We start from the raw sequence: 24047 nt of genomic DNA on the forward strand, positions 1-24047 counted from the left end.
GATACCACGGAGGATTATGCAATAAAAAACGCGCAAACTTCATAAAGTTTGCGCGAATCTTTACATTCTATTTACTTAATGTGTCTACCATTTGATCAATGCTCATTTCATGGGCGATGACACCGTCAATGGTCCAGTGACTCGGGTCGTTCATTTCGTATACCTGGCCATTCTGTGCAGCTGGGGTGTTCTGCCATACAGAGCTGTTTTCGAGAATTTCAAATCCAGGCTCGCCTTCGTTTCCGATGAGGAATACGTGTTCAGCATCCAACTCGCCCAGTTTTTCAAGAGCTACAGGGTTCCATTGTTCGCCTTCTTCGGGGAGACTTTGGAGGAAATCAGGTTTAGCGATGCCCATTTCATTGTAGAAAATTTCGGCGCCGTAACGGTTTTCATCAAAAACATAGAACTGCTCGCCCATCGTCCAGACGAATGCGACGGATTCATCGCCGATGTTTTCTTTGATCGTTGACGAGGCTTTTTCTGCTTTTTGGTCAAAATCAGACAGCACTTGTTCTGCTTCGTTCTGTTTGTGCAAAATTTCTCCCATCGTTGTCAGCTGTTGTCTCCAATCAGCTCCCGTCTCTTCATCAAAGACATACGTTTTGGCAATGCTGGCATAGTCCTCATAGCTTCCATTCTGCAATGCAGAAGGGGCACTGAAGATAATGAGATCAGGGTTTTGCTCAATGGTTTGTTCAACGGGTAAATCCCAGCCGACTTTAGGTACGCCTTCAAGTTGTGGCTGCAGGTAATTCAGGACGGTTTCACCGATGGACCACTGGGCGACAGGCTTTTCGCCTAGTGCTACGAGTGAATCTTCCAGATAAGGAGCAAGAATGCGCTCGGGCTTTTCTTTTAGAGTAATTTCGCCCATCGCATGTTTAAGCGTACGTTCGCTTGTTTCCTCGCTGTTTTCTTCGCTGGCTGCTGTATCTTCAGACTCCCCTTCTGTAGAGGATGAATCCTCATTTTCACTGCTGCATCCTGTTGCTAACAAAACGAGAAGCAGTAAACCGGTTATGTAAAGGGTTACTTTTTTCGACATTTATTTGTTCCTCCTCGGAAGTTTATGATAAGATAATGATAATCATTATCAACGGATGTGTCAAACAAAGATAGATACATAGGTAGAGAGGGTCGCTGGCAGTGGAAGAACGAACAAGAGAAGCGAACAAAGAGTGGAATGAAAGAACGAGAAAAGTATGGCGTGCGGCCTTTATTTTTACGGGTGGCATGATTCTATTAGCTGTAGTGATGGCTTTATCCATTTCTGTCGGAGTGACGGACATATCCCTGCGTACGGTTTGGGATTCGCTTTTTTCTTTTGCCCCTGAGTCTACGAACCATGCCGTCATACGAGAGTTGCGCATGCCTCGGGCTTTAGCTGGTGCCCTTGTCGGAGCATTTTTAGCGGTGTCAGGTGCGGTCATGCAGGGACTGACGCGAAATCCACTCGCATCGCCGTCTATTATGGGGGTCACCCATGGAGCTGCGTTTGCCTTAATATTGACGATTGTCTTTTTTCCTGCCGTCAGTAATATTGGAATGACCACTGCTGCGTTTATTGGAGCGGGACTCGGAGTGATTCTTGTATTTGCGGTAGGGTCCTTTTCCAGAGGAGGTCTGACACCGGCAAAGTTAGCACTCGCTGGTGTCGCTATCGGCGGGATGCTGAGTTCACTTTCCTCGGCTATTTCTTTACACTTTCAAGTAGCCAAACAAATGAGCTTCTGGTATGCCGGCGGATTAGCCGCAACGGATTGGATGTCTGTCCAAATCCTGCTGGTTGCGGGGGCGGTAGGATTGAGCCTGGCTGCCTTGATTTCAAAATCCGTGACGATTTTGAGTCTCGGGGATGAGGTTTCCAAAGGTCTTGGTCAAAATACATTCTTAGTCAAAGCTCTCGGCGTCATCGTCGTTTTCCTATTAACGGGAGCAGCTGTTTCTGTTGCCGGAACGGTCGGGTTTATCGGGTTGGTTATCCCTCACGTGGCGCGTTTTTTTGTGGGTTCCGATTATCGGCTGATCATCCCTGTATCTGCGGTGCTCGGAAGCTTGCTGCTTGTTCTGTCAGATATCGGAGCGAGACTTGTCAATGCCCCTTACGAAACACCGGTTGGAGCCATTACAGCATGCATTGGTGTCCCATTTTTCCTTTACCTTGCTCGTGGTGAAGGGAGGGGGAGTTTATGAGGAAGACACGTTTATCTTTTGTGATGGCCGTGCTGTTTCTTTTCCTAGGCTTGATGGTTCTCATCAGTTTGAACATGGGCGTTGTTAAAATTGCTCCTCTGGACGTTCTGAAAACATTCATCGGGCAGGGGACCGACCGCCAGGAGCTGGTGCTCTTTAATTTCAGACTTCCATCCATGGTCCTCGCTTTATTCGTGGGCGCAGGACTGGCCGTTTCCGGGGCGATCTTCCAGGGAGTCACGCAGAACGACCTTGCCGACCCGGGTATTCTTGGAATTAATACAGGCGCAGGATTTGCTGTCATTTTATATATTTTCTTTTTCCAAACGTCGATGGCGATGGTTACCGGTTTTGGTATATACATTTTGCCATTGTTTGCCCTCATTGGTGCGTTCCTGGCAGCTTTCCTTGTGTATGCGCTCGCTTGGAAAAAAGGGGTTAACCCTATACGCCTCATTCTCGTCGGAATCGGTGTGAATGCAGGTTTCAGCGCAGTACTCATCATTTTTCAAGTGAAAATGAACCCCCAGGATTTTAATCAGGCGCTCGTATGGTTAGCAGGGGATTTATGGATGGGCAATTGGAATCTCGTTTTTGTCATTGTACCACCCATCCTATTGATGATTGCCTGGACCATCTATAGATCTCGAACGTTGAACGTTATGAATTTAGGGGATTCGATGTCGATGGGACTCGGTATTCCAGTGGAAAAAGCGCGGCGGACGTTTTTACTTCTTGCTGTCGGTCTGGCCGGTTTATCAGTGGCTGCAGGAGGAGGAATCGCCTTCCTTGGTCTTGTGGCTCCGCATATCGCCCGCCGAATCGTCGGCCCCGGGCATCAACGGATGATTCCCGCCGCTGCATTGATCGGAGCGATATTTTTAGTCGTGGCTGATACGATTGGGAAAAATATCATCGCCCCGGCAGAGATTCCTGTAGGGATTGTCGTGTCGATTGTCAGCACCCCATATTTTGTCTATTTGCTTATGAAAACCCAATAGAAAAAGGAGTTCACGTCCATGGAAGAGATGTATGATGTAACAGTAATTGGTGGAGGAACCACAGGATTATATGCTGCTTTTTATAGTGGAATGAGAGATTTGAAGACAAAAGTCATCGAGTACCAGCCTCAAGTCGGGGGCAAGGTTTCCTTTTTCTATCCGGAGAAGAAAATCTATGACGTCGGCGGGTTCCCGGGTATTACAGGGGAAGATCTCGTCACAAATGTCAAGGAACAGGCGGAAATGATTGAACCTGCCTTTGTGACAGGGGTGAAAGTGACATCTATCGGTAAAAAAGAAGATGGAAATCTGCTCCTCAAGACAGATGACGGCCAAACGCATCATACAAAAACCGTGATTGTCGCATCCGGTCTGGGCACGTTTGAAATGCAGCCGCTTGAAGTGAAAGGCAGCGATCTCTATGACGGGAAACAGATTCACTACACCATTCAAAACCTGGAACAGTATCGAGGGCAGAAAGTTGCGGTCGTCTCGCAAAACCGTGTCGGCATTGACTGGTCACTCGCTCTTGAAGGGGTGGCAGAAGAAGTTCATCTATTGAATCGCGGGGATGAATTTAAAGCGGTCTATGAACAGGATGTTGAAAAGGTAGAAGATTCCTCTGTTCACATCCATAAAAATAAAAAGATTGAAGAGCTGCGAGGAGATGAAGCTCTCAAAGAAGCGATCCTTCAAGACGGTTCCGTGCTTGAGGTCGATCATATCCTCGTCTATGAAGGCTTGCAAATCGATAAGAGTTTATATGACGAGTGGGGATTGGAAACGGACAAAGGAAGAATCCCCGTTTCGACAGATATGTGTGCGAGTCTGGAAGGGGTATTTGTCGCTGGTGATGCGGCCGTCTATCCAGCGAAAACGATGCTTATCGCTTCCGGATTCAATGAAGCGATGGCAGCGGTGAACAGTGCCGCCAAGCATTTGGATCCAAAAGCGAAGTCGCAAGTGTATAGTACAGTGATTTATAAGCATAAATAAGAAAACGCCGAACGCAGCTTATGCTGATGTTCGGCGTTTTTTTGTGAAGGAAGAAGGACCAGATGCTAATAAAAGCTGAAAAGTCGCTAATTAAAGGCCAGAAGCTGCTAATAAAAGCTATACATTCGCTAATAAGTTTCCTAAGAGAATACTGATAAAAGCACCCTGCCGCTGCTTAAACTTGAGAACATTCGAGCAGGGCGTTATGCTCCGCTTCCATCCATCGCTCAACCTCCTGTTTGTAGAAATGCCTGGGGTTCGAGTTTTTCTAAAGCTTGATGGAAATCGTTGAGTAGATCTTCCGGGTTCTCAAGCCCCACGGATAAACGAAGCAGACCATCAGTTATGCCACGCTTTTCACGCTCTTCTTTTGGCATGGAGGCGTGAGACATCCGTGCGGGATAGGATAAAATTGATTCGACTGCCCCGAGGCTAACCGCATAAACCGGGATTTCCACATGTTTTGTGAACTGTCTTACTGCTTCTTCATCACGCAGCCTGAAGGACAATACTGCTCCAGACCCTTGTGCCTGGTACGTTTGAGTCGAGCTTCCCGGATGGAAACGGAATCCGGGGTAGTAGACGTGTTCTACGAGTGGGTGAACGCTTAATTTCTCTGCGATCTTTACAGCAGATGCTGAAGATTGCGTCATTCGGCAATGTAAGGTTTTCAAGCCGCGAAGCACGAGCCAACAATCGTGTGCGCCGAGAATGGAGCCGAATGAATTTTGCAAAAAACCGAGCTGCTCTGCGATGTCTTCATCGTGGGTAGCGGCAAGGCCTGCCACCACATCGCTGTGACCAGCGATGAACTTCGTTGCACTATGCAGGACAAGATCTGCACCAAGTTCAAGTGGGCGCTGCAGAGCGGGAGTCATGAACGTGTTATCGACGAATGTCCAACAATCATTCGCTTTTGCTAATTTTGCGACGGCACGAATATCTGTGATTTCAAGCGTGGGATTGGAAGGTGTTTCTATATACAAAAGTTTGGTGTTTGACTGAATGGCCGTTGCTACTTCATGGAGGTCCGTCATATCCACAAATGTATGATCGATTCCAAATCTTACGAGAACATCGCGGATCATACGAAAAGTTCCCCCATACACATCCTGTGTGATGACGACATGGTCACCTTTCGATAAAAGCATGAAGGCCGTAGAAATCGCAGCCATTCCAGAGGCGAAAGCAAAGCCGTGACTTCCACTCTCCAGTCCCGCAATGGTGTCTTCCAGTGCTTTTCGGGTCGGATTGCCGGATCGGCTGTAATCATAGATTCCGGGATTGTCGAAATCCTGCTGATGGAAGGTAGATGCCTGCTGAATCGGGACACTGACCGCTCCGTTGTGCGGATCGAATTTATAATCGCTGTGCAACAATCGGGTTTGCAAAGAATGATCATTCATCGGATCGGTTCCTCCTTTGGTAATTGGGCAAGGGAATAGTGAAGATCTTGAATCAAGTCATCGATATGTTCGACACCGACAGAGAAACGGAGCAGGCGGTTACAAACCCCGTAACTGATCCGGGTTTCTTCTGGAATATCAGCGTGGGTCTGGGTCGCAGGGTAGGTGATAAAGCTCTCTACACCACCGAGACTTTCGGCAAAACTAATCAAGTTTAAGTTTCTTAGAAAGGGGTCGATCCATTCTTCGGATTGAAGTCTGAATGATAACATCCCGCCTTTTCCAGGGTAGAAGATATCTGTGACATTCGGGTGGTCCTCCAGGAAGGCAAGCACGGATTTCGCATTTGCTTCATGCTGGCGCATCCGAAGGGGGAGCGTCTTCATCCCGCGCATCACAAGCCATGAATCGAAAGGAGAGAGGACAGCTCCAGATGTATTCTGATGAAAAGCGAGCTTCTCGCTTACGACTTTTCCTTTACTTACAAGGATTCCGGCCAGTACGTCATTATGACCCGCCAAATATTTCGTAGCACTATGGATGACGACATCGGCCCCTTCTGCTATCGGCTGCTGTAACACCGGTGTATAAAGGGTGTTATCAACAAGCAGGAGAAGATTGTGGGCTTTCGTGACTGTTGAAATCTGCTTGATGTCAGCCGTATGCATCAGCGGATTTGTCGGTGTTTCCACATAAATGGCTTTCGTTCGTTCATTGATGTAGGTATGGATGCGTTCAAGGTTGCTGCTGTCACAATAATGAAAGCGAAGGTCGTAACGCTCTTCCATGTGTTCAAATAAGCGGAACGTCCCTCCATATAAATCTTCGGAAACGATGATTTCATCGCCTTTTTTAAAAAGGGAGAGGGCGGTTTGAATCGCAGCCATCCCGGAGCTGAACGCAAATCCTGCATCCCCACCTTCGATATCAGTGATGGAAGACTCCAGAGTTTGACGGGTAGGATTGCCGGTTCGCGTGTAATCAAAACCTGTCGACTCTCCTAAACCGGGGTGGCGGAAGGGGGTGGAAAAATATACAGGAGGGTTAATCGCCCCCGTAGGTTCATCCCGCTGGTTCCCGGTCTGAACGAATTTCGTATCCGTATGCGGACACATAACAACACATCCTTTATTAGTTAATGGTTCAATATCCAACGCCTTGATAAAATCTAAAAAGGGAAATAAAAAAAGCCTTCTTGAAGAAGAAGACTTTTGTGGGTACGGTTCTTCTTCTTATCTTTCAAGTTGGATAAAACAACTTGTTGGAGTTAGCACCTTCCTGGTAAAACCAGGGGTTGCTGAGGCTTCGTCGGGCCAATCCCTCTGCCTCTCATGATAAGAGATTCAATTGTAATTTTTTCTAATTGCTGAATACTCTACACTACTCAGAAAGTTTTGACAATATGCTGACAAGAAATTTTTCCGAAAACTTTTTTGGGATGAGAAAAAAGCCTCCTTCTAAAAGAGGAGGCTTAGATGGGTGGGTTTTGCACGCCGGATTCGATATAGCTGCGGACGAGCAGCCATTCGTCACCCTGTTTTTCGAATGTATCAAAAAAGAGGTTGGATGTTGGCAGGAGTTCTCCGTTTAACCGGATGGAAATCCAGAAGGCGGCAAGCTGGATGTTTTCATTAAGCATGGTCACGGAATGGTCGGTGTAAATCCAGTACATATCCTGGTCCTTGAAATGTTCGAAGGCTTGATGCCATCCCTCCATCGACTCTTCATACGAGTAATCCACTCTTTCCCCATGACGGATCTCTCTTGCAACGAGGGCTTGTGATGTCACTTTTTTCAAGTAATCTAAATCTTGTTGGCTTGCTCTTCGTTTGTACTCTTCATAAAAGGTTTGAAAATCCATATGTATTCCTCCTCTACCTCAATGGTTCGACAGAGGAGATGGGAATCCTGTCAATTAATGACAGATTCCTAAGTTGTAGAGAACTGTTTTGACTTGTAGAGCAAGCGTACCGATCCAGAGCAGGTGAGTGATGGCATTCATGCCGTACCATGTTGTCTTTCTCTTCATTTGTCCGCGTTTTTTATAAAGGATGGCCACCAAGGGAATAGTCATGACAGTAAAAATAGCCGTCAAGCCGAGGAGTCCTTTGTAGTCGCGAATCCAGATAAAGTCATTGAAGAGGGGGATGATGATCGTTGGAGTGTAAATGACAGATAGGAAGTAAACTCCGATGGACCAGGAGATGACCATGAACAGCAGGTTAATCAGAAGTGGGTATGTTTTCACGCGTACACCCCTCCATTTTATTAATCCGATTTGTTTACTCGGGTTAATGTTATCCTACGTTCAATAGTCGAAATTGTCAATATATTATCCGTGTTCCTTTTGGTGGGCTTTCTTTTTCTTTAGATAATCCTCATCTTCACGGGCCAGCACCCATTTTTCCTCGAAAATTCTTGCGGATTCTGCTTTCTCGTTGTCAATGTCGCGATCATTCACTTCTCCGTTTTTGTCATATTTTTTCCCTCCTTTATAATTCGCGTATCGCCGCGAGCGTGTGTAGCCCATCTGTAGGAACTTCCGGGCCATATCCATGCCGACGAAGTCATCCGCTTCTTTGTAGTCGAGAAACATCTGATAGATTTTATCCGATGATTCCCGGGCGATTTCCGGTGTCTTGAAGCGCCAGTGAGCCAGGATTTCACTTTTATATGGTTCTACGAGCAATACCCCTTGTTCGCCACGTCCGACGCGGTACTTCTCGGGATTTTTGCGGAAGTCGATATTATCAAAATCGAGATCATAATCAAACGCCATCTTCATACTTCCTTTCTGTGTTCTCGACACCGAACATATTAAGTTCAAGGTCCTGTGAGAGCTTTTTTATCAAGGCACCTCCGGCTGTACTGTTCCCTTTTTCATCAATGGCCGGTCCTACCACGCCGATTCCCATACGTCCAGGGGAGGAACCGATGATGCTTCCAGATACTCCACTTTTACAAGGAAAACCTGCTTCCACTGCATAGTGCCCGGATGAATTATACATCCCTGATGTCATCATGATTGCCTTCACTGTGCGTAAGTGGTGGGAGGGGATCAGCTTTTCACCTGTTTCAAGGTCCAGTCCTCCTTTTGCTAAAAACAGACCCACGCGGGCGAAATCGTGACAGCACATCATGACGGAATTCATTCGGAAATAAAGGTCGAGCGCCTCTTCTACATCCGTAACCAACGTACCGGTACTCTCCATGAAGTAAGCGAGGGAGCGGTTCCGTGCACCGTTCGCCTTTTCGGCCTCATATACTTCCTTGCTCATTTCTAGCTGCTCATTATTCGTTACCTGACGCAGGAAATCCATATAGCGATGGAATCGTTTATCAACGGTTTGTCCTTTAATCAACGCAGCAACAGCTATGGCTCCTGCGTTGATCATTGGATTGAAAGGTTTACTTGTATCATAAGACTCAAGCTGGCTGATGGAATTGAAAAAATCACCCATTGGTTCCATGCCTACTGTTTGGAATACACGCTCTTTTCCGAAATCCTGTAAAGCGAGCATAAGGCCGATAATTTTTGAAGTGCTCTGCATCGGAATATATTTGTCATTATTACCGGCTGAAAAGCACTCTCCGTCTGTTGTGATGATGGTCACACCAAGGTAATCCTTGATGGTTTCGTCGTATTGAGGGAGACTCATGTTGACACTCCCGGATGAAGCGAAGGGGCGGCTGTCTTGAATAGCTTCTTCGAGATAATCCTTCGTCAGTTCCTGCATATCTTTGCTCCTTTTCTATAAGAAGTTCTAAGGGATCCATGGAATATGGTAGTTATGTACCTTTTTTAAAAAGCGGATAAACAAAAAACGGCCCCCCACGAGGTGGGTGCCGTTGTGAGTTATTCCTGTTTCAAGTAGCGGCGGTCTTTGAGGAAGAGGCGCCAGAAAAGGTAGAAAGCTGGGATGAGAATTCCGAATCCGACGGCATAGACAATCAGCATCTGATAGAACGTATCAGGGTTTGTGAACCCGTCTGTGATGGTAATATCCGGATAAATCAAGTAAGGCAGGTGTGCGGCCCCATAGGCATAAATTGCGACGGCATATTGTAAGCCAACCATGATGACAGCGGGGCGTGCCAGTCCCCGACGGCCGTCTTTTTTTCTGATGAAGAGAAAGCCATAACCGATGAGAAAGAATAGTAGAGATAAACCGAACGCCACCCAGTGCTCCTGGATGTTATCAACGATCCATGAAGCCTCATCAGGGAATGTGCCGATCGTCAACATGGCAATCGCGATACTGACAGGTCCAAGCCAAAGGGAATGCTTACGGAAGGTATCGTACGCGTTCCAATCTTCTGCTTCTTTAGCGTAGTCCATCAGGAAAATGGCGGAGATGAAAAGCTCGGTCGATAATCCGAACAAGATGTGCATATACAAGGTCGGGTGGGTGAGCAATTCTCCGTACTCCAGGCGGGGGTAGCCACTTTCAAAACTTACAAACCCCCCTAAAGTAATCGGTAGAATACTTACGAGAAGTGCCGGAATGATCAATCCGGTAAAACCGGAAGTCAGCCGGAGCAGGTCTTTGTATCGATCAGCGTGATGCTGAAAAACCATGAACGTCGTGCGGATCGTCAAGAGCAGCACCCCGAGTCCGACCGGGACGAGCAGAACATTACTGAGCAAGGTTGTAGCGAACGGGAAAAAAGTGACGACAGATACCACGAAAATGACGAGAAAGACGTTGGTCACTTCCCATGTGGGAGAAAGAAAACGGTTGGCGATTTGGGAGGCACTTTTTTCTTCATTTTTTCCATAAATCATGCCCCAGAATCCGGCGCCGAAGTCGAGAGACCCGAGGATGGAGTAGACGAAAAGCAAGCTCCACAAAATCGTAATCGCTAATGTTGATGCTTCCATAGGTTGTACGTCCTTTCTGGGATGATGTTTTCTTACGCTTCCCGCGCATCCAAATCTTTACGGACCGGGTTCCGTTTGAAGTAATAGCGCATCACGAATCCAGTGACAAACAGCAAAGTAATATAGAGGGTCATGAAAAGGTAGAAAAGGAAACCGACGCTGTTGGATTTAGTTGCCGCCTCATCTGTACGCAGCACTTCATTGATGGTCCATGGCTGCCGACCGATACAGCTGAAGCACCAGCCCGCTTCAATGGCAAGCATCGCGAGCGGACCACTGACAACGAGCATAGCCAGGATCCAGCTTGGAAACTCTTTTTTCAGGACGTGTTTCCAGAACAAAGCAAGGAACGCAATTAAAATGAGGACCGTACCAATCCCGACCATGACATTGAAGAGGATGTGGACATAAAGCGGCGGCCATAATTCTTCGGGCCATTCATTGAGTCCCATCACTTCTGTATCCAAACGATCACCAGCAAGGAAACTGAGTGCGTAAGGGATTTCGACTGCGTATTTCACTCGTTGATCTTCCAGAGAAGTATAACCACCGACGGATAACGGAGCGTAGCGTTGAGTTTCGAAAAGTCCCTCCGCAGCTGCCAATTTACGTGGATTGTATTCATGAAGCATCTGTGCTGTTTCATGCCCGTTGACTGCTGTTGCAAGAGACATGAGCGCGCCGAAGTAAAGAGCGATGGTCAATGCTTTTTTATGGTAGGCACGCTCAGCTTTCGTGATTTTGCTTCTCATGAGTCGGAGCGCGGCAATAGAAGCAACGAGAAAGGCAACGGTCATATAAGCAGACAAAGTCACGTGGATGGCGGTGACACCGAAACTTGGATTGAAAAAGGCGGCCCACGTATTAACATCTGTGATCTCACCATCTGGTGTAATGTTAAAACCTGCCGGTGTGTTCATCCACGCATGGACATCGGTGATTAAGATGGCCGATGCGGTTGCTCCAAGTGCGACAGATATAATGCTGACAAGTCTCAATGTCGGCGGCAGACGGTCGGCCGCATATAAATAGATCGACATGAACACAGCTTCAATAAGAAATGCGAAAATCTCCATTTGGAACGGGAGCGCGATGACTTGTCCAACGATCTCCATGAAGTCTGGGAATAATAGGGAGATCATGACGCCGACAATGGTTCCTGAAGCAATCGATACAGCCAATAAAATAGCGAAACCTTTCGTCCATCGTTTCGCCATCAACGCATAATCCGGGTCTTTTTTTATAAAGTGGAGGACTTCCGCGATGATGATCATGACGGGAAGTCCAACACCGATCGTTGCATAAATAATGTGAAACCCAAGCGACGTTCCGAACAAAGCCCGGGCCATTACGACGATATCCATTGATCTCCACCTCACATACAAATTCAATACCTCGCTTATTTTTCCAATGTGATGGTGGATTATTCGTCAGGAGGAATGTTTTTCTACGATTACCATATACTCATCGATCGCGAAAGATTTCACATGATCGTTTTCTTCTGTGATGGAAAAGTGGCTCTTTGCTTCTGCGGGTGCTTGTTTAAAAAATTCTTCAACGGCTTTTTGGTCTGTTTCATCGTCTAATGTACGTCGTACCCAGTCTTGGAAAGGCATGATCTTCTTTCTCGTGAGGTATTGTTTGACGTTCAAACGGTGGTTGCGGAAAAGCTTTTCCCAATCACTGATTTTGAGAGCGCGGACGTGGCTGTAATCACGTTTTTTCTCGAATCGATTATAAAACTCATCCAATTGATCATCTTCAGGTGCCACGTTATCAATCATTAAAAATTTACCGTTGTCTTTTAAGACGCGGGCCACCTCCTCAATAAAACGATTGGGGGAAGGGAAGTGATGAGGAGCAATACGGCAAGTGACAAGATCAAAACTGTCGTCAAGAAAAGGGAGTTGCTCCGCATCAGCGACTACGTATTCAATGTTTGATTGAGAATTCAAGTGATAGGCGGTGTTTTGCAGCATGTCTTTTGTGAGGTCTGTGGCGAAAACCGTTCCGCAATGGCTACTCAGGGCTTTGGCGACATGGCCTCCTCCTGTAGCGATATCCAGTGCTTTGTGAGAATCATCGGGTTTCAGCCACTCTACGATAGCATCGAGATCCGATTGTTTTTTATGGGTCGTACTGTCGACATACGCCTGCTTGTTTTTCGAAAATACTTCCTGAACATGACGTTTTACTTCATCTGACATAAGTAATCCCTTCTTTCTATTATTCCGCTTCCGGTTAAATGTTGTTTGTGCTCCGCCCCTTAACCAAGGAAGGTTCTCGAAACCACTACTAAAAAATCATTTGTATGGTTATGAGAAGTAAATAATTTAAACTCTACCCGATTGACGTTTAGCAAATACAAATGCTTGATACACCACACTATATGCCCGTTTAGGGAGAAGAATTGGAACCTTATTTATGAATACAGGTGTTTGAATCATTCACTTCCCTCAATCATTGAAGCTCCCCCTTCTAAAAGTGGTTTCGAGACACTTAAAAGGTAAAGGGGCGGAGGGAAACGGTGAGACTCCTATGGGACGTGTGGGACAGGTGAGACCCCGGAAGGCATAGCCTGAGGAGGCTCACCGCCCGCCCCATGGAAAGCGAACTGTTTCCCGGAGCTCCTACACTCTAACAAACATCTCGAAACTGAGTCTTCCAGAATAGGGAGCTTATCTTCAATATTTAACAGGCGTTATTTTTATTGTAAGCAAAACGGGTGATTTGCGATAATATGGAATTTTTATAGAAAGCGATAAGATAAAGTGAATACGTATAAGGTTTTGAAAAATGGGCGAGGATGAGGGTAAGAAAGCTTTGACATACAAAAGATTACATTGTAGGATATGGAGAAGATACGTATAGTTTCGTTGACGGGAAGAGTAGGCTTTTATTTCTGTCTCAAGAGAGTCGCTGGCTGGTGTGAAGCGATGACAGGTAATAGCTGAAGATCATCTCTGAGAAGTTCTGCTGAAATGATACAGAGTAAGTGGAACCGGTGGGCGGCCGTTATCCGTTTTGTGAACCGAGAGCCGTGCACGTGGTGTGCGGAATATGGGTGGTACCGCGGAATCAAATCCGTCCCTGTTTTTACAGCAGGGGCGGATTTTTTATTTTGTCCCTGACGTCACTAGGAAGTTCGTAATCATTTTTCTATACAAAAAATCAAAGGGTAAGAGGTGGAAGAAATGCGCAGTGTCAATACGAAAGAAGCGGCTTTAGACCGCGAAAATCGTGTCAAAGATTACTGGAATAAAGAAAATGTCTTCCGTCGCTCCATGAACGAGCGCGAAGGTGCAGAAACATTTGTTTTTTATGAAGGACCGCCGACAGCCAACGGCCTTCCTCACGCCGGTCACGTGCTTGGCCGCGTCATCAAGGACTTTGTCGGACGTTACAAAACGATGCAGGGCTATCAAGTACTCCGTAAGGGCGGCTGGGATACCCACGGTCTGCCGGTAGAGCTTGAAGTTGAGAAACAGCTTGGCATCTCCGGAAAACAGCAGATCGAAGAGTACGGTGTCGAGAAGTTCATCGAGAAATGTAAGGAAAGTGTCTTCAACTACGAAAAAGAGTGGCGTGAGTTTACGGAATCCATCGGTTACTGGCTCGATATGGATGATCCGTATGTCACTCTACAGGATCGTTATATTGAAAGTGTCTGGTATATCCTGAGTGACCTTCACAAGCGTAACCTGCTTTCTAAAGGTCACCGTGTTACCCCTTACTGCCCGAGCTGTCAGACGACATTGAGCTCCCACGAAGTGGCACAGGGCTATGAAGATGTGAAAGACCTATCCGCAACCGCGAAGTTCAAAGTGAAGGGTTCTGAAAATGAATTCTTCCTGGGATGGACGACAACGCCATGGACATTGCCAGCCAACGTAACGCTTGCTGTTCACTCGGACCTTGACTATATCAAGGCGAAAAAAGATGGAGAAGTGTACATCGTTGCGGAAGCTCTTGCTGAGAAGAACCTCGGAGAAGAGTACGAAGTCGTTTCCAAGCATAAAGGGAGCGAATTCAAGGATGTTGAATACCAGCCGCCGTTCCCATTCGTTAAGCCTGAACGTGGTCACTTCGTAGTCGAAGCAGACTTCGTAAACGCAGAAAGCGGAACAGGTGTCGTACACATCGCACCCGCTTATGGTGAAGATGACTACAACCTGGTGAAGGAAAACAACTTGTCCTTCTTCAATGTCGTTGATGGCCAAGGTCGTTACACAGAGGATATCCCTCCATTTGAAGGCCGATTCGTCAAAGACTGTGACGTCGACATCGTGAAATACCTGGCAAATGAAGGACTTCTTTTCCATAAAGAAAAATACGAGCACAGCTACCCACATTGCTGGCGTTGTGATTCTCCATTGCTTTATTACGCAATCGAGAGCTGGTTCATCAAGACCACAGAACTGAAAGATCAGTTCATCAAAAACAACCAGGAAGTGACTTGGCATCCGAACCACATCAAAGATGGCCGCTTCGGTAACTTCCTTGAAAACATGGTCGACTGGAACATCGGTCGTAACCGTTTCTGGGGAACACCACTGCCAATCTGGATGTGTGATTCTTGTGACCACCAGTACGCACCTCACAGCAAAGCGGATCTACAAGAAAAAGCGATTGGCGATATTGGTGATGTCGAGCTTCACAAGCCTTATGTCGACCGCGTCCAGGTAACCTGTGAAAAATGTAATGGAACGATGAACCGTGTACCAGAAGTCATCGACGTATGGTTCGACTCTGGTTCTATGCCATTTGCCCAGCAGCACTACCCGTTTGAAAACAAAGATCAGTTCGAGAAGCAGTTCCCTGCAGATGTCATCTGTGAAGGAATCGACCAGACACGTGGATGGTTCTACAGCCTGCTTGCTGTTTCCACATTGTTTACGGGTAAAGCTCCATACAAGCGTGTCCTTTCTACAGGTCACATCCTTGATGAAGAAGGGCGCAAGATGTCCAAGAGTAAAGGGAACGCTCTGAACCCGACAGATCTTGTTACGAAATTCGGTGCTGACGCTTTCCGTTGGGCACTTCTTGCTGACAGTGCACCATGGAACAACAAGCGTTTCTCTGAACGTGTCGTCATCGAAGCGAAATCGAAAGTCATCGACACGCTCGTGAACACGCACGGTTTCTACACGTTGTATGCCAATATCGATGGCTATACGTTCGATAAGAATGAAGAGGGCGAAAAGACACTGCTTGACCGCTGGGTGCTTTCCCGCCTCAACAGTGTGACGGGTGTCGTAGAAGAAGCGTTGAACGACTATGACTTCACAAAAGCTGCGAAAGCTCTTGAGAAGTATGTGGATGAAGTGAGTAACTGGTACATCCGTCGTTCCCGTGACCGTTTCTGGGAAGAGGGCATGACAGAGTCCAAGAAAGCGGCTTACCACACGCTTCACGAAGTGTTGGCTCAGCTGAGTCAGCTGATGGCTCCTTACACACCGTTCCTTGCTGAGGACATCTATCAAAACTTGACGGGTGAAAGTGTGCACTTGGCGGCCTTCCCGAAAGTAGACGATACGGTTGTCAACACACAGCTTGAAAAAGATATGGATGCTGTCCTGCAAGTGGTTGAGCTTGCTCGTGGAGTCCGTAATACAGAGTCCATCAAAACGAAGCAGCCTCTATCTGAACTTGTCGTCATTCCGGTCAACCAGGATCAAGGAAAAGCGCTCGAAGAATACAGCAATATCATCCGTGATGAGATCAACGTGAAGGATGTGGTTGTGAAGCAGTCTTCTGATGATCTTGTCCGTTATGAAGTGAAGCTGAATTTCCGTGCGGCAGGACCTGTTCTAGGGAAAAATGTTGGTGTCGTGAAAGGCTACCTTGAAAAACTTTCAGATGAAGAAGCAGCGAAAATCGTCCAGGACGAGAAAGTCGTTGTGCCGACAGGAGATGGGGAAGTCGAAGTGACGATGGATCTGTTGAACGTTGAACGCGTCGCGGATGCTGGACTTTCTATGGGATCCAACCAGGACTTCCACGTTGTGCTCGATACGAACATCACAGAAGAGCTGCGTCTTGAAGGCCTCGCACGTGAAGTGATCCGTGTCATCCAGGATGAGCGGAAACAGCAGGATCTTCCAATCGATCTTCGCGTCGACATCGCCCTTGATGGAGATGCAGACGTGAAAGAAGCCATCCAGCAAAATGAACAGCTGATCCGTGAAAATGTTCTTGTGAATGATTTGACGGTCGGTGAAAAAGAAGCGATGAAAGAGTACACAGTCGGTGATCACCAGCTGAAACTGGCGCTTCAAAAGTAATAGTTGTAAAAGCTGGAGCATACGGTGCTCCAGCTTTTTTATTTTCAACAAGAGGATTTAGGTCCATAGTATCGAAGTAAACAACGAATACAATCATTCAGGGGGTAGAACCATGTTCAAGAAAATGGCCAGTGATGCATTAGGATTGAGTGACATTGGAAAGATCATAAGAAAAGAAGACTTTGATAAAGCACAGTCCGATGATTTTGTATTGACGGAAGACGGGGAGAAAATCCATTTTTTGATCAAGTCAAAAAGTGATGAATACTGCTTTACGAACCGGGCGCTTATCCACCTCGATGGTGACAAAGCGACAAGCAGCAAACGGAACATCAAACGCTATGACTATTACCAGCATCCGATCCGCCATGTATCTGTGGAGACGGCAGGGACGATCGACCTGGGTTTAGAAATCAAGTTTTACATCGGTGATGAATACATGAGCATCGACATCGCCAAGGATGAAGGAGAAGCGATTGCGGACTTGTATAAATCTCTTGTGTCCATCTCTCAAATTCAGGAGGAAAATCAGCGCCAGGCGGCTTTTGCAAAAGACAGCATTGGAATGGCGCAGGACCTTATCCATGACAACCGGTTCCATGAAAATGACATTTCAAAAGAGTTCGGTGAAGCGGCTACTTTTGCGTATGATTGGTTTATACAAAAGTACAAAGAGAATACCCGTAAAGACTTTGACGATGTGTTTGAGAAATATATTCAGAATTAGAGAAAACCCGGATCATGTTTCATCACATGGTCCGGGTTTTCTTTAATTTGCAGCTTCTCTAAATGATTTTTCGGTACCCACAAAGCTTAGCAGAGTAGAGAGATCTTTCCCTTCTTCAGATTGGCAGTTGCTCACATACACCATTGGCCCGCGACGAGTCACGTATTCACAATCGAATGTGCCGGCAGGAGACGACGGATAGGCACCATAATTGTTGACGAAACGGATGGCCTCTCCATCGTAGGAGAAGGAGTTCTGGTAATGGGAACCGTCTGGACTGAAGATGGAGACGTCAAGATCGTCTTCCGCTCCTTGTTCCACATTTTTAATGAAAGTGGCCATTTCTTTCACATTTTCGACTTCCAGGGCTCCGTTTTTTATTTGATCAAATTGTTCTGATTGATGTTCAACAATCACATGTCCATCTTCTTTCGCATCTTCAACCGTGTAGGGTTCTTCTGTGTCAGCTTCCGAACAAGCAGCTAAAAAGAATAAGCACGACAACCAAAATATTTTCCTCATATAATCCTCCCACTATGTTTTCTGTTCCTTATATTTCCATTATTAAGCAAGTGTGGAAGGATGTACACACCTAATAAAGAAAAGCCGCCTCAGTTCTGAGTGCGGCTTTTGGCTTATTCTTGTTCTTTCAATTCATATAATGGAACCTTTTGAACGATGTTCGGCTGATCCGTCGGGTGAATGCGCGCCATTTCATTACGTTCAATAACCTCTTCGATGTAAATTTCACGGTCTTCGTGCATGACCGGAATCATGTCTTCAGATTTGAAGATTTCTTTTGCGCGTTCTTTGTTCATCTCAACAACCCCTCCTTTTAAACGTAATATTCGCAAGAAAGGGCTGCGGTATTCCCCGTAAAAAACGTTAAGTCACTTTCGGTGGGAGTTAGGGCACTTTGGGTGCGCGTTAAGTCACTTTCGAGAAAGTTAGGGCACTTACCCTCAGCGTTGGGTCACTTTCAATGAGAGTTAGGGCACTTTCGTCCTCCATTCACGCCCGCACCAACATCCGGTCCAATGCTTTTCGTGCCTCAGAGGCAACAGAAGACTCGACTCGTATCAAGTTCTGCGGCTGACCTTCCGCTATCGATTCAAGGGACCAGGCCAGATGTGGAAGGTCGATCCGGTTCATCGTGAGACATGGGCACATCCTCGGGTTCAATGAAATGATGTGCTGCTCCGGATGTTCCTGGATGATGCGATTGACGAGGTTCATTTCGGTTCCGATGGCCCATTCACTTCCAGGTGGAGCGTTTTCAATCGCCTGGATGATGGCGTTAGTAGATCCTGAGAGATCAGAAAGCTCTACAACTTCACGGCTGCACTCCGGGTGGACGATGATTTTCATATTAGGATGATCGGCACGGACCTGTTCAACATTAGAAACTCTGAAATTTTCATGAACAGAGCAGTGTCCTTTCCATAGAATTACTTTGACAGCTTCTAGAGGACCGTCATAGATCAGTTCTTCTACAATCGGATCCCAGACAGCCATTTGATCAAGCGGGATACCGAGGTCGTAAGCTGTGTTTCTTCCTAAATGCTGATCGGGAAGGAAAAGTATCCGTTCTTTCTGGGAAAACGCCCACTTCAACATATCCGCCGCATTTGAAGAGGTGACGGTGGCTCCACCATTTTTTCCTACGAAAGCTTTAATGGCTGCCGTTGAATTCACATAGGTCAGAGGCAGGATGGTATCATCGAAAAGTTCCATGAGACGATCCCATGACTTTTCCGTCTGTTGGATGTTCGCCATATCTGCCATTGAACATCCTGCACGCATATCGGGAAGGTAGACGTGCTGATCCTCACGCGTTAAAATGTCTGCGGTTTCAGCCATGAAATGAACGCCGCAAAAAACGATCGCTTCCGCTTTATGTTGGGACGCGGATAACTGAGCAAGTTTTAAAGAATCTCCACGTGCATCAGCAAATTGAATCACTTCATCTTTTTGGTAATGGTGGCCAGGTAAGAAAAGCTTCTCTCCCATTTCTTTCTTTACCTGGAGGACTCTCTTTTCCAGGTCCTTCGTTTCCATTGTCTTGTACCGCTCAGGCAGCGTATTCTGTTCAATCGTTTCAAAAAGGTTCATCGTATTTCCTCCTTTGTTGTAGCTACACGGGCGCTGATATCAAGGGCTTTGGCGGAATGGGTCAATAACCCGAGGGAAATATAGTCAATCTCAAGACCACGGTAATCAGGTAAGGTTTCGAGCGTGATTCCTCCCGAGGCCTCCGTTGTGATCGAAGCAGGGACCAGGGTGGAGAGGTGTTTGATTTCTGCGGGCGTCCGGTTATCGAACATAATGATATCGGCACCTGCTTCGACAGCCTCCACGACCTGGTTTTCCGTTTCTGTTTCCACTTCAATTTTGACGGTATGACCGACCGCTGCTTTCGCGCGGGCGATAGCTTCTCGAACCGAACCGAAGAATGCAATATGGTTATCCTTCAGCATTACGGCATCATAAAGTCCATAACGATGGTTGGATCCGCCGCCTGTCCGGACGGCATACTTTTCAAGAGAACGTAATCCAGGAGTGGTTTTCCGTGTGTCACAAATTCTAATGTTTCTATCATTTAAAGCTTCTACAGCCTTGTTTGTCAGCGTGGCAATTCCACTCATCCTTTGTATGAGGTTGAGGATGACACGTTCCCCTTTTAAAAGTTCTCCCACAGGACCATCGATGGTAGCAATCGTGTCTCCTGGACGCACCCAATCTCCATCATGAATAGAGAGGTCGACTGAAATGGCAGCGTCCAGCAGCTGGTAGCCATCGATAATGATGTCTGCTCCGCAGAATATCCCTTCTGCTTTGGATGTAAAGGTCAGGCTGCCATGGTGACTTTTCGGAAATAAAAAGTCGGTACTGTAGTCATGCTCCCCGATATCCTCCGTGAAAAAAGCTTCTAACTGTTGTTTACGTCTCCATGGATTCATGGACTTCCCTCATTTCTAATGTTCTTTGTCTGATGATTTGTTTGTTTTGCCATTCCAACTGCTCTTCAGGAAAATCGCTGCGATAATGACTGCCTCGGCTTTCCTCACGCTCTAGAGCTGAAGAGGTGATCAGCCAGCATGTTTGCAGCATGAACATTCTCGTCATTTGCTCGAATGTGAGCATACTTATGTCATAGGTCCTCCAATCGGAAGGGCGAACGAACGATTCCAACCACTGAAGATGGTTACTCAACTTTTGTCCATCCCTCATGATGCCGACGTTTTCCATCATCCGCTCCTGGATTTCAGTTTTAGATGGGAGTTTGAAAGGGAAGGGGGGTCTTTTTTCGGTGGTTTCCTTAGTTTGAAGGAAAGGGTCCGAGTTTTTTTGCAAATGTTTAGCCAGTCTTTTTCCATAGACGAGTCCTTCAAGAAGGGAGTTGCTTGCAAGCCGGTTAGCTCCGTGCACCCCTGTGCAAGCAACTTCTCCAATAGCGTATAAACCTTTGACCGTTGACCTTCCCACCATATCCGTTTTCACGCCACCCATAGAAAAATGACACCCGGGCGCAACTGGAATCTGTCCTCTATGTAGATCCACACCGTATTGGCGGCACAAATTTGTGATATGGGGAAACCTTTTTTGAAACCCTTCCATGCCGCTTATATCCAAATAGACGTCATCCCCGTTTTTCCTTTTTTGATAAATCGTTTGAGAAACCACATGCCTTGGGGCGAGATCTCTCAGAGGATGGACGTTTTCCATGATCGGTGTCCCATTTTTATCAACAAGGACCGCTCCCTCTCCGCGCACCGCTTCCGAAATCAAGCCGACTGGTTTTTCCTGGATGTATAAAAGGGTAGGGTGGAACTGGATAAATTCCATGTCGGCAAGTTCCGCGCCTGCCTGATAGGCGAGTGCCATTCCATCCCCGGTGACAGAAGAAGCGTTGGATGTGGAAGCATACAATTGGCCGCAACCTCCAGTCGCAAGGACGGTGTGGGGCGCGTGGAATTCATGAATGCCGGAAGCATCTTTGCTTTTTACTCCAAAACAGCATCCTTCCTCATTTGTCAAAAACTCAAATACATAATGATTCTCAAAAATTTCTACATGTTGGGGTAGGGATTGGATCAAGTAATCCATAAGGACTTTTCCTGTTTGATCTCCACCCCCGTGGATAATACGGTTCTGGGTGTGGGCGCCTTCTTTTCCAAGGGCCAAGGTGCCTTGTTCTTCATAATCAAAGGCGCATCCATCCGTTTCCAGTTCTCTGATGATTTGCGGAGCTTCTTCCGTCATCATGAGGGTCGCTTGATGATTATTCATCGATTGTCCAGCAATGACTGAATCTATGAAGTGGTAAAAGGGATGATCACTGTCACCGATAGCTGCAGCAATTCCACCTTGCGCTAAACGAGAATTTCCCTGACCGAGCGAGGACTTTGTGATAATAATCACATTTTTGTCCGCAGCAAGTTGTCGGGCGAGTTGTAAGGCCGCTACGCCACTACCGATGATGATGATATCTGCGGTCCGAATCATGAGATTAACCTCCGTAAGTTTACATGTGTATTTACACTTATATTTACACACTGTTAAACTATTGACAAGAGATTTGGATCAAAAAGGAGAGAGAAATGTGGAGGGATACTTTGATTATGCGGCAACATGCCCTATGGATGAGGATGCGATAGAGGCATACGTGCATGCAACTCGTCATTATTTTGCCAACACGAAAAGTTTACATGATTCCGGTACAAAAGCTCATGCATTGTTGGATCAATGCCGAAATACAATAGCGGATCTACTGGGGATTGAACGGGAAGGGGTTTATTTTACAAGCGGTGGCACGGAAAGCAATGAACTTGCGTTGGATGCTCTTTTGAAAGCGGGAAAAGGGAGACATATCATTACCACGGAGGCGGAGCATTCTTCTGTACGAAATCTTATTCAAAGATACGAGGAAGAGGGTTATAAGGTAACGAGGGTGCCGTTGAATGAAGTGGGCATTGTTCAAGTGGAAGATGTAGCAAGGGCTATCCAGAAGGATACGGTCCTCATGGCGATCCAGCATGTGAATGCCGATATTGGAACGGTGCAGCCGATTCGGGAGCTTTCTGATCTTTGTCGAGCGCACGGCATTCTTTTCCATAGTGATTGTGTCCAGTCCTTTGGGAAAATGGCGTTAGAGGAAGTGGCTCCTTATGTCGATAGTCTCTCGGTCAGTTCCCATAAACTATACGGGCCGAAGGGGGTAGGAGCGGTTTATATTCGTCCGTCTCTTTCTTTCCACCCGAAAACTCCAGGTGGTACCCATGAAGGGGGCGTCAGAGCGGGTACTGTTAACACACCAGGCATTGCTGGATTTACGGTAGCGGCTGAAAAAATGGTGAAAGAAAGATCTAGGATCGAGTCGAAAATTCTGCAATTGAAAAAAACATTTCTGGAAGCAGGAGAGTGGAGGCTGGTCGGAGACACAGCAGATAGTTCCGTGCCGATTATTGGTCTGCTCCTGCCTGAAATAGAGGGACAATGGGCCATGCTTGAAGGGAATCGTCGTGATTTTCATTTTTCAACAGGTAGTGCATGCCATGCGGGCAGCCAAGGGCCTCCAGGTACATTACTGGCGATGGGCTGTGATGCTGAAGAGGCCAAGTCTTTCATTCGTCTCTCTTTCAGTCATGAACAGACAAATGAACAGGTAGAGAAACTTGCCCTCTTTTTGAATGAGCTACACAAACCAACCGTGGCTAAGTAAATGGATTTCAGGACCTGCATCTGTTCTTTGCCCCATGGACGAAGGACTTCCTTCTGAATCATAGTTTGTCCTTATCACTCATAGGATGATGGGTGAGGGGAGGAGCCTGAATTGGGGTTGTTTCATGAGTTCAAACAGTTCACCGTCCGTGGAAGTGCCGTTGATATGGGTGTCGGGATGGTTTTAGGTGCCGCTTTCAGTGGATTTATTGATTCACTAGTGACTGATATTTTACTTCCGCCTGTTGGTGTTTTGTATACAAAAATGAATTTTGAAAATATGTTCCTGAGCCTTGATGGATCGGTTTATCCTTCGCTTACGGCTGCTAAAGAAGCGGGGGCTGCTACCATCAATTATGGTCTGTTTGTTACGGCTTCCGTCCGTTTTATCATCATCCTGTTTGCGGTTTTTCTTGTCGTACGCCAAATCAATCGTTGGAAAAAACCTCATCAGCACCCTTTGCATGGGATGACAAAAAAAGAGTGCCCCTATTGCTGTATGCCAATTCCTACTCAGGCAGTCATCTGCCCGAATTGCTCATCTTCACTTGAAGCCCACCCTTCTCCGCGTCAGCAAGTGAAGACGAAATGGCGAATCAAATGAAAAAGGCGAATCCTGAAGAGGATCCGCCTTTTATTTTTCATGTATTATTCTGAACTGTCTTCGCTCTCTGTGTCACTTTGTTCCTGCTCTTCCATTTGTTCATCTTCCATTTCGCCGTCTTCTTCTCCACCACAAGCAGCAAGGGTCAAAACAGATACTAAACCTAACGCCAACATCCATTTCTTCAACATGTAAAAAATCCCCTTTCCAAAGTGAGTTACGTATAAAAG

At 46.6% G+C, this 24047-nt stretch carries 23 protein-coding genes, 1 riboswitch and 1 other annotated feature; of the genes, 7 read left to right on the forward strand and 16 right to left on the reverse strand.

Annotated features, from left to right (window positions below):
- Nucleotides 1-67: 67 nt before the first annotated feature.
- Nucleotides 68-1048 carry an ABC transporter substrate-binding protein gene (locus VKA52_RS02145; protein WP_326314011.1) on the reverse strand — a complete coding sequence of 327 codons (981 nt, stop codon included), beginning with the start codon at nt 1046-1048 and terminating at the stop codon, nt 68-70.
- A 188-nt stretch (nt 1049-1236) separates the two neighbouring features.
- Here VKA52_RS02145 and VKA52_RS02150 point away from each other — a divergent pair, with 188 nt between their 5' ends.
- The 3 genes from VKA52_RS02150 to VKA52_RS02160 are packed head-to-tail and all read left to right on the forward strand — an operon-like array spanning nt 1237 to nt 4193.
- Nucleotides 1237-2196, forward strand: a complete 960-nt coding sequence (locus VKA52_RS02150; RefSeq protein ID WP_326314045.1) for a FecCD family ABC transporter permease — start codon at nt 1237-1239, stop codon at nt 2194-2196.
- The gene (locus tag VKA52_RS02155; RefSeq protein WP_326314013.1) at nt 2193-3197 is read left to right on the forward strand and encodes a FecCD family ABC transporter permease; all 1005 of its coding nucleotides are present in this window, start codon (nt 2193-2195) and stop codon (nt 3195-3197) included. Before VKA52_RS02150 ends, VKA52_RS02155 begins: the two co-directional genes overlap by 4 nt.
- Nucleotides 3198-3215: 18 nt before the next feature.
- Nucleotides 3216-4193, forward strand: a complete 978-nt coding sequence (locus tag VKA52_RS02160) for an NAD(P)/FAD-dependent oxidoreductase (RefSeq protein ID WP_326314014.1) — start codon at nt 3216-3218, stop codon at nt 4191-4193.
- 227 nt (nt 4194-4420) lie between these two features.
- On the opposite strand, the gene metC is transcribed toward VKA52_RS02160, so the two are convergent.
- The 9 genes from metC to VKA52_RS02205 form a co-directional block, all read right to left on the reverse strand.
- Nucleotides 4421-5599 (reverse strand): cystathionine beta-lyase, encoded by a 1179-nt coding sequence (gene metC / locus VKA52_RS02165; RefSeq protein ID WP_326314015.1) that lies wholly within the window; start codon nt 5597-5599, stop codon nt 4421-4423.
- Entirely contained in the window at nt 5596-6714 is a 1119-nt protein-coding gene (locus tag VKA52_RS02170; protein ID WP_326314016.1) for a methionine biosynthesis PLP-dependent protein, read from the reverse strand. Before VKA52_RS02170 ends, metC begins: the two co-directional genes overlap by 4 nt.
- A 114-nt stretch (nt 6715-6828) precedes the next feature.
- Nucleotides 6829-6940, reverse strand: a riboswitch (SAM riboswitch).
- A gap of 130 nt (nt 6941-7070) precedes the next feature.
- Complete coding sequence (locus VKA52_RS02175; protein WP_326314017.1) at nt 7071-7460, reverse strand: flavoprotein; 390 nt, start codon at nt 7458-7460, stop codon at nt 7071-7073.
- Nucleotides 7461-7514: 54 nt separating this feature from the next.
- A complete protein-coding gene (locus tag VKA52_RS02180) occupies nt 7515-7847 on the reverse strand; it encodes a hypothetical protein (protein ID WP_160916162.1) in 333 nt (110 codons plus the stop codon).
- An 84-nt stretch (nt 7848-7931) separates the two neighbouring features.
- Complete coding sequence (locus tag VKA52_RS02185) at nt 7932-8378, reverse strand: DUF4385 domain-containing protein (RefSeq protein ID WP_160916164.1); 447 nt, start codon at nt 8376-8378, stop codon at nt 7932-7934.
- Nucleotides 8368-9336: a glutaminase A gene (gene glsA, locus VKA52_RS02190; protein ID WP_326314018.1), complete on the reverse strand. Its 969-nt coding sequence runs from the start codon at nt 9334-9336 to the stop codon at nt 8368-8370. Before glsA ends, VKA52_RS02185 begins: the two co-directional genes overlap by 11 nt.
- 119 nt (nt 9337-9455) lie before the next feature.
- The gene (locus VKA52_RS02195) at nt 9456-10481 is read right to left on the reverse strand and encodes a cytochrome d ubiquinol oxidase subunit II (protein ID WP_326314020.1); all 1026 of its coding nucleotides are present in this window, start codon (nt 10479-10481) and stop codon (nt 9456-9458) included.
- Nucleotides 10482-10513: 32 nt separating this feature from the next.
- The gene (locus tag VKA52_RS02200) at nt 10514-11845 is read right to left on the reverse strand and encodes a cytochrome ubiquinol oxidase subunit I (protein ID WP_326314021.1); all 1332 of its coding nucleotides are present in this window, start codon (nt 11843-11845) and stop codon (nt 10514-10516) included.
- A gap of 66 nt (nt 11846-11911) precedes the next feature.
- Nucleotides 11912-12688 (reverse strand): class I SAM-dependent methyltransferase, encoded by a 777-nt coding sequence (locus VKA52_RS02205; RefSeq protein ID WP_326314022.1) that lies wholly within the window; start codon nt 12686-12688, stop codon nt 11912-11914.
- Nucleotides 12689-13348: 660 nt separating this feature from the next.
- Nucleotides 13349-13576 (forward strand) — a binding site (T-box leader).
- Nucleotides 13577-13675: 99 nt separating this feature from the next.
- On the opposite strand from VKA52_RS02205, the gene ileS reads away from it, so the two are divergent.
- Both ileS and VKA52_RS02215 read left to right on the forward strand, forming a co-directional pair.
- A complete protein-coding gene (gene ileS, locus VKA52_RS02210; RefSeq protein ID WP_326314023.1) occupies nt 13676-16765 on the forward strand; it encodes an isoleucine--tRNA ligase in 3090 nt (1029 codons plus the stop codon).
- Nucleotides 16766-16877: 112 nt separating this feature from the next.
- Nucleotides 16878-17492, forward strand: a complete 615-nt coding sequence (locus tag VKA52_RS02215; protein WP_326314024.1) for a PH domain-containing protein — start codon at nt 16878-16880, stop codon at nt 17490-17492.
- Nucleotides 17493-17534: 42 nt separating this feature from the next.
- Here the strand turns inward: VKA52_RS02215 and VKA52_RS02220 are convergent, their stop codons facing one another.
- The 5 genes from VKA52_RS02220 to nadB form a co-directional block, all read right to left on the reverse strand.
- Nucleotides 17535-18014 carry a hypothetical protein gene (locus VKA52_RS02220; protein WP_326314025.1) on the reverse strand — a complete coding sequence of 160 codons (480 nt, stop codon included), beginning with the start codon at nt 18012-18014 and terminating at the stop codon, nt 17535-17537.
- A gap of 113 nt (nt 18015-18127) precedes the next feature.
- Entirely contained in the window at nt 18128-18310 is a 183-nt protein-coding gene (locus tag VKA52_RS02225; RefSeq protein ID WP_115824538.1) for an H-type small acid-soluble spore protein, read from the reverse strand.
- 193 nt (nt 18311-18503) lie between these two features.
- Nucleotides 18504-19604, reverse strand: coding sequence for a quinolinate synthase NadA (gene nadA, locus VKA52_RS02230; protein ID WP_326314027.1), 1101 nt, complete (start codon nt 19602-19604; stop codon nt 18504-18506).
- Nucleotides 19601-20452, reverse strand: a complete 852-nt coding sequence (gene nadC / locus VKA52_RS02235; RefSeq protein ID WP_326314028.1) for a carboxylating nicotinate-nucleotide diphosphorylase — start codon at nt 20450-20452, stop codon at nt 19601-19603. The genes nadA and nadC overlap by 4 nt, the downstream gene beginning before the upstream one ends.
- Complete coding sequence (gene nadB, locus VKA52_RS02240) at nt 20433-21998, reverse strand: L-aspartate oxidase (protein WP_326314029.1); 1566 nt, start codon at nt 21996-21998, stop codon at nt 20433-20435. Before nadB ends, nadC begins: the two co-directional genes overlap by 20 nt.
- A 97-nt stretch (nt 21999-22095) precedes the next feature.
- Between nadB and VKA52_RS02245 the strand changes: the two genes are divergently transcribed.
- Nucleotides 22096-23214, forward strand: a complete 1119-nt coding sequence (locus tag VKA52_RS02245; protein WP_326314030.1) for an IscS subfamily cysteine desulfurase — start codon at nt 22096-22098, stop codon at nt 23212-23214.
- A gap of 111 nt (nt 23215-23325) precedes the next feature.
- Nucleotides 23326-23817, forward strand: a complete 492-nt coding sequence (gene mscL, locus VKA52_RS02250) for a large conductance mechanosensitive channel protein MscL (RefSeq protein WP_160916186.1) — start codon at nt 23326-23328, stop codon at nt 23815-23817.
- A gap of 44 nt (nt 23818-23861) precedes the next feature.
- On the opposite strand, the gene VKA52_RS02255 is transcribed toward mscL, so the two are convergent.
- A complete protein-coding gene (locus VKA52_RS02255) occupies nt 23862-24008 on the reverse strand; it encodes a hypothetical protein (RefSeq protein WP_202412554.1) in 147 nt (48 codons plus the stop codon).
- Between the last annotated feature and the right edge of the window lie 39 nt (nt 24009-24047).

Source organism: Halobacillus sp. HZG1 (assembly GCF_035818575.1).
In the GTDB taxonomy this organism is placed as follows: domain Bacteria; phylum Bacillota; class Bacilli; order Bacillales; family Halobacillaceae; genus Halobacillus; species Halobacillus litoralis.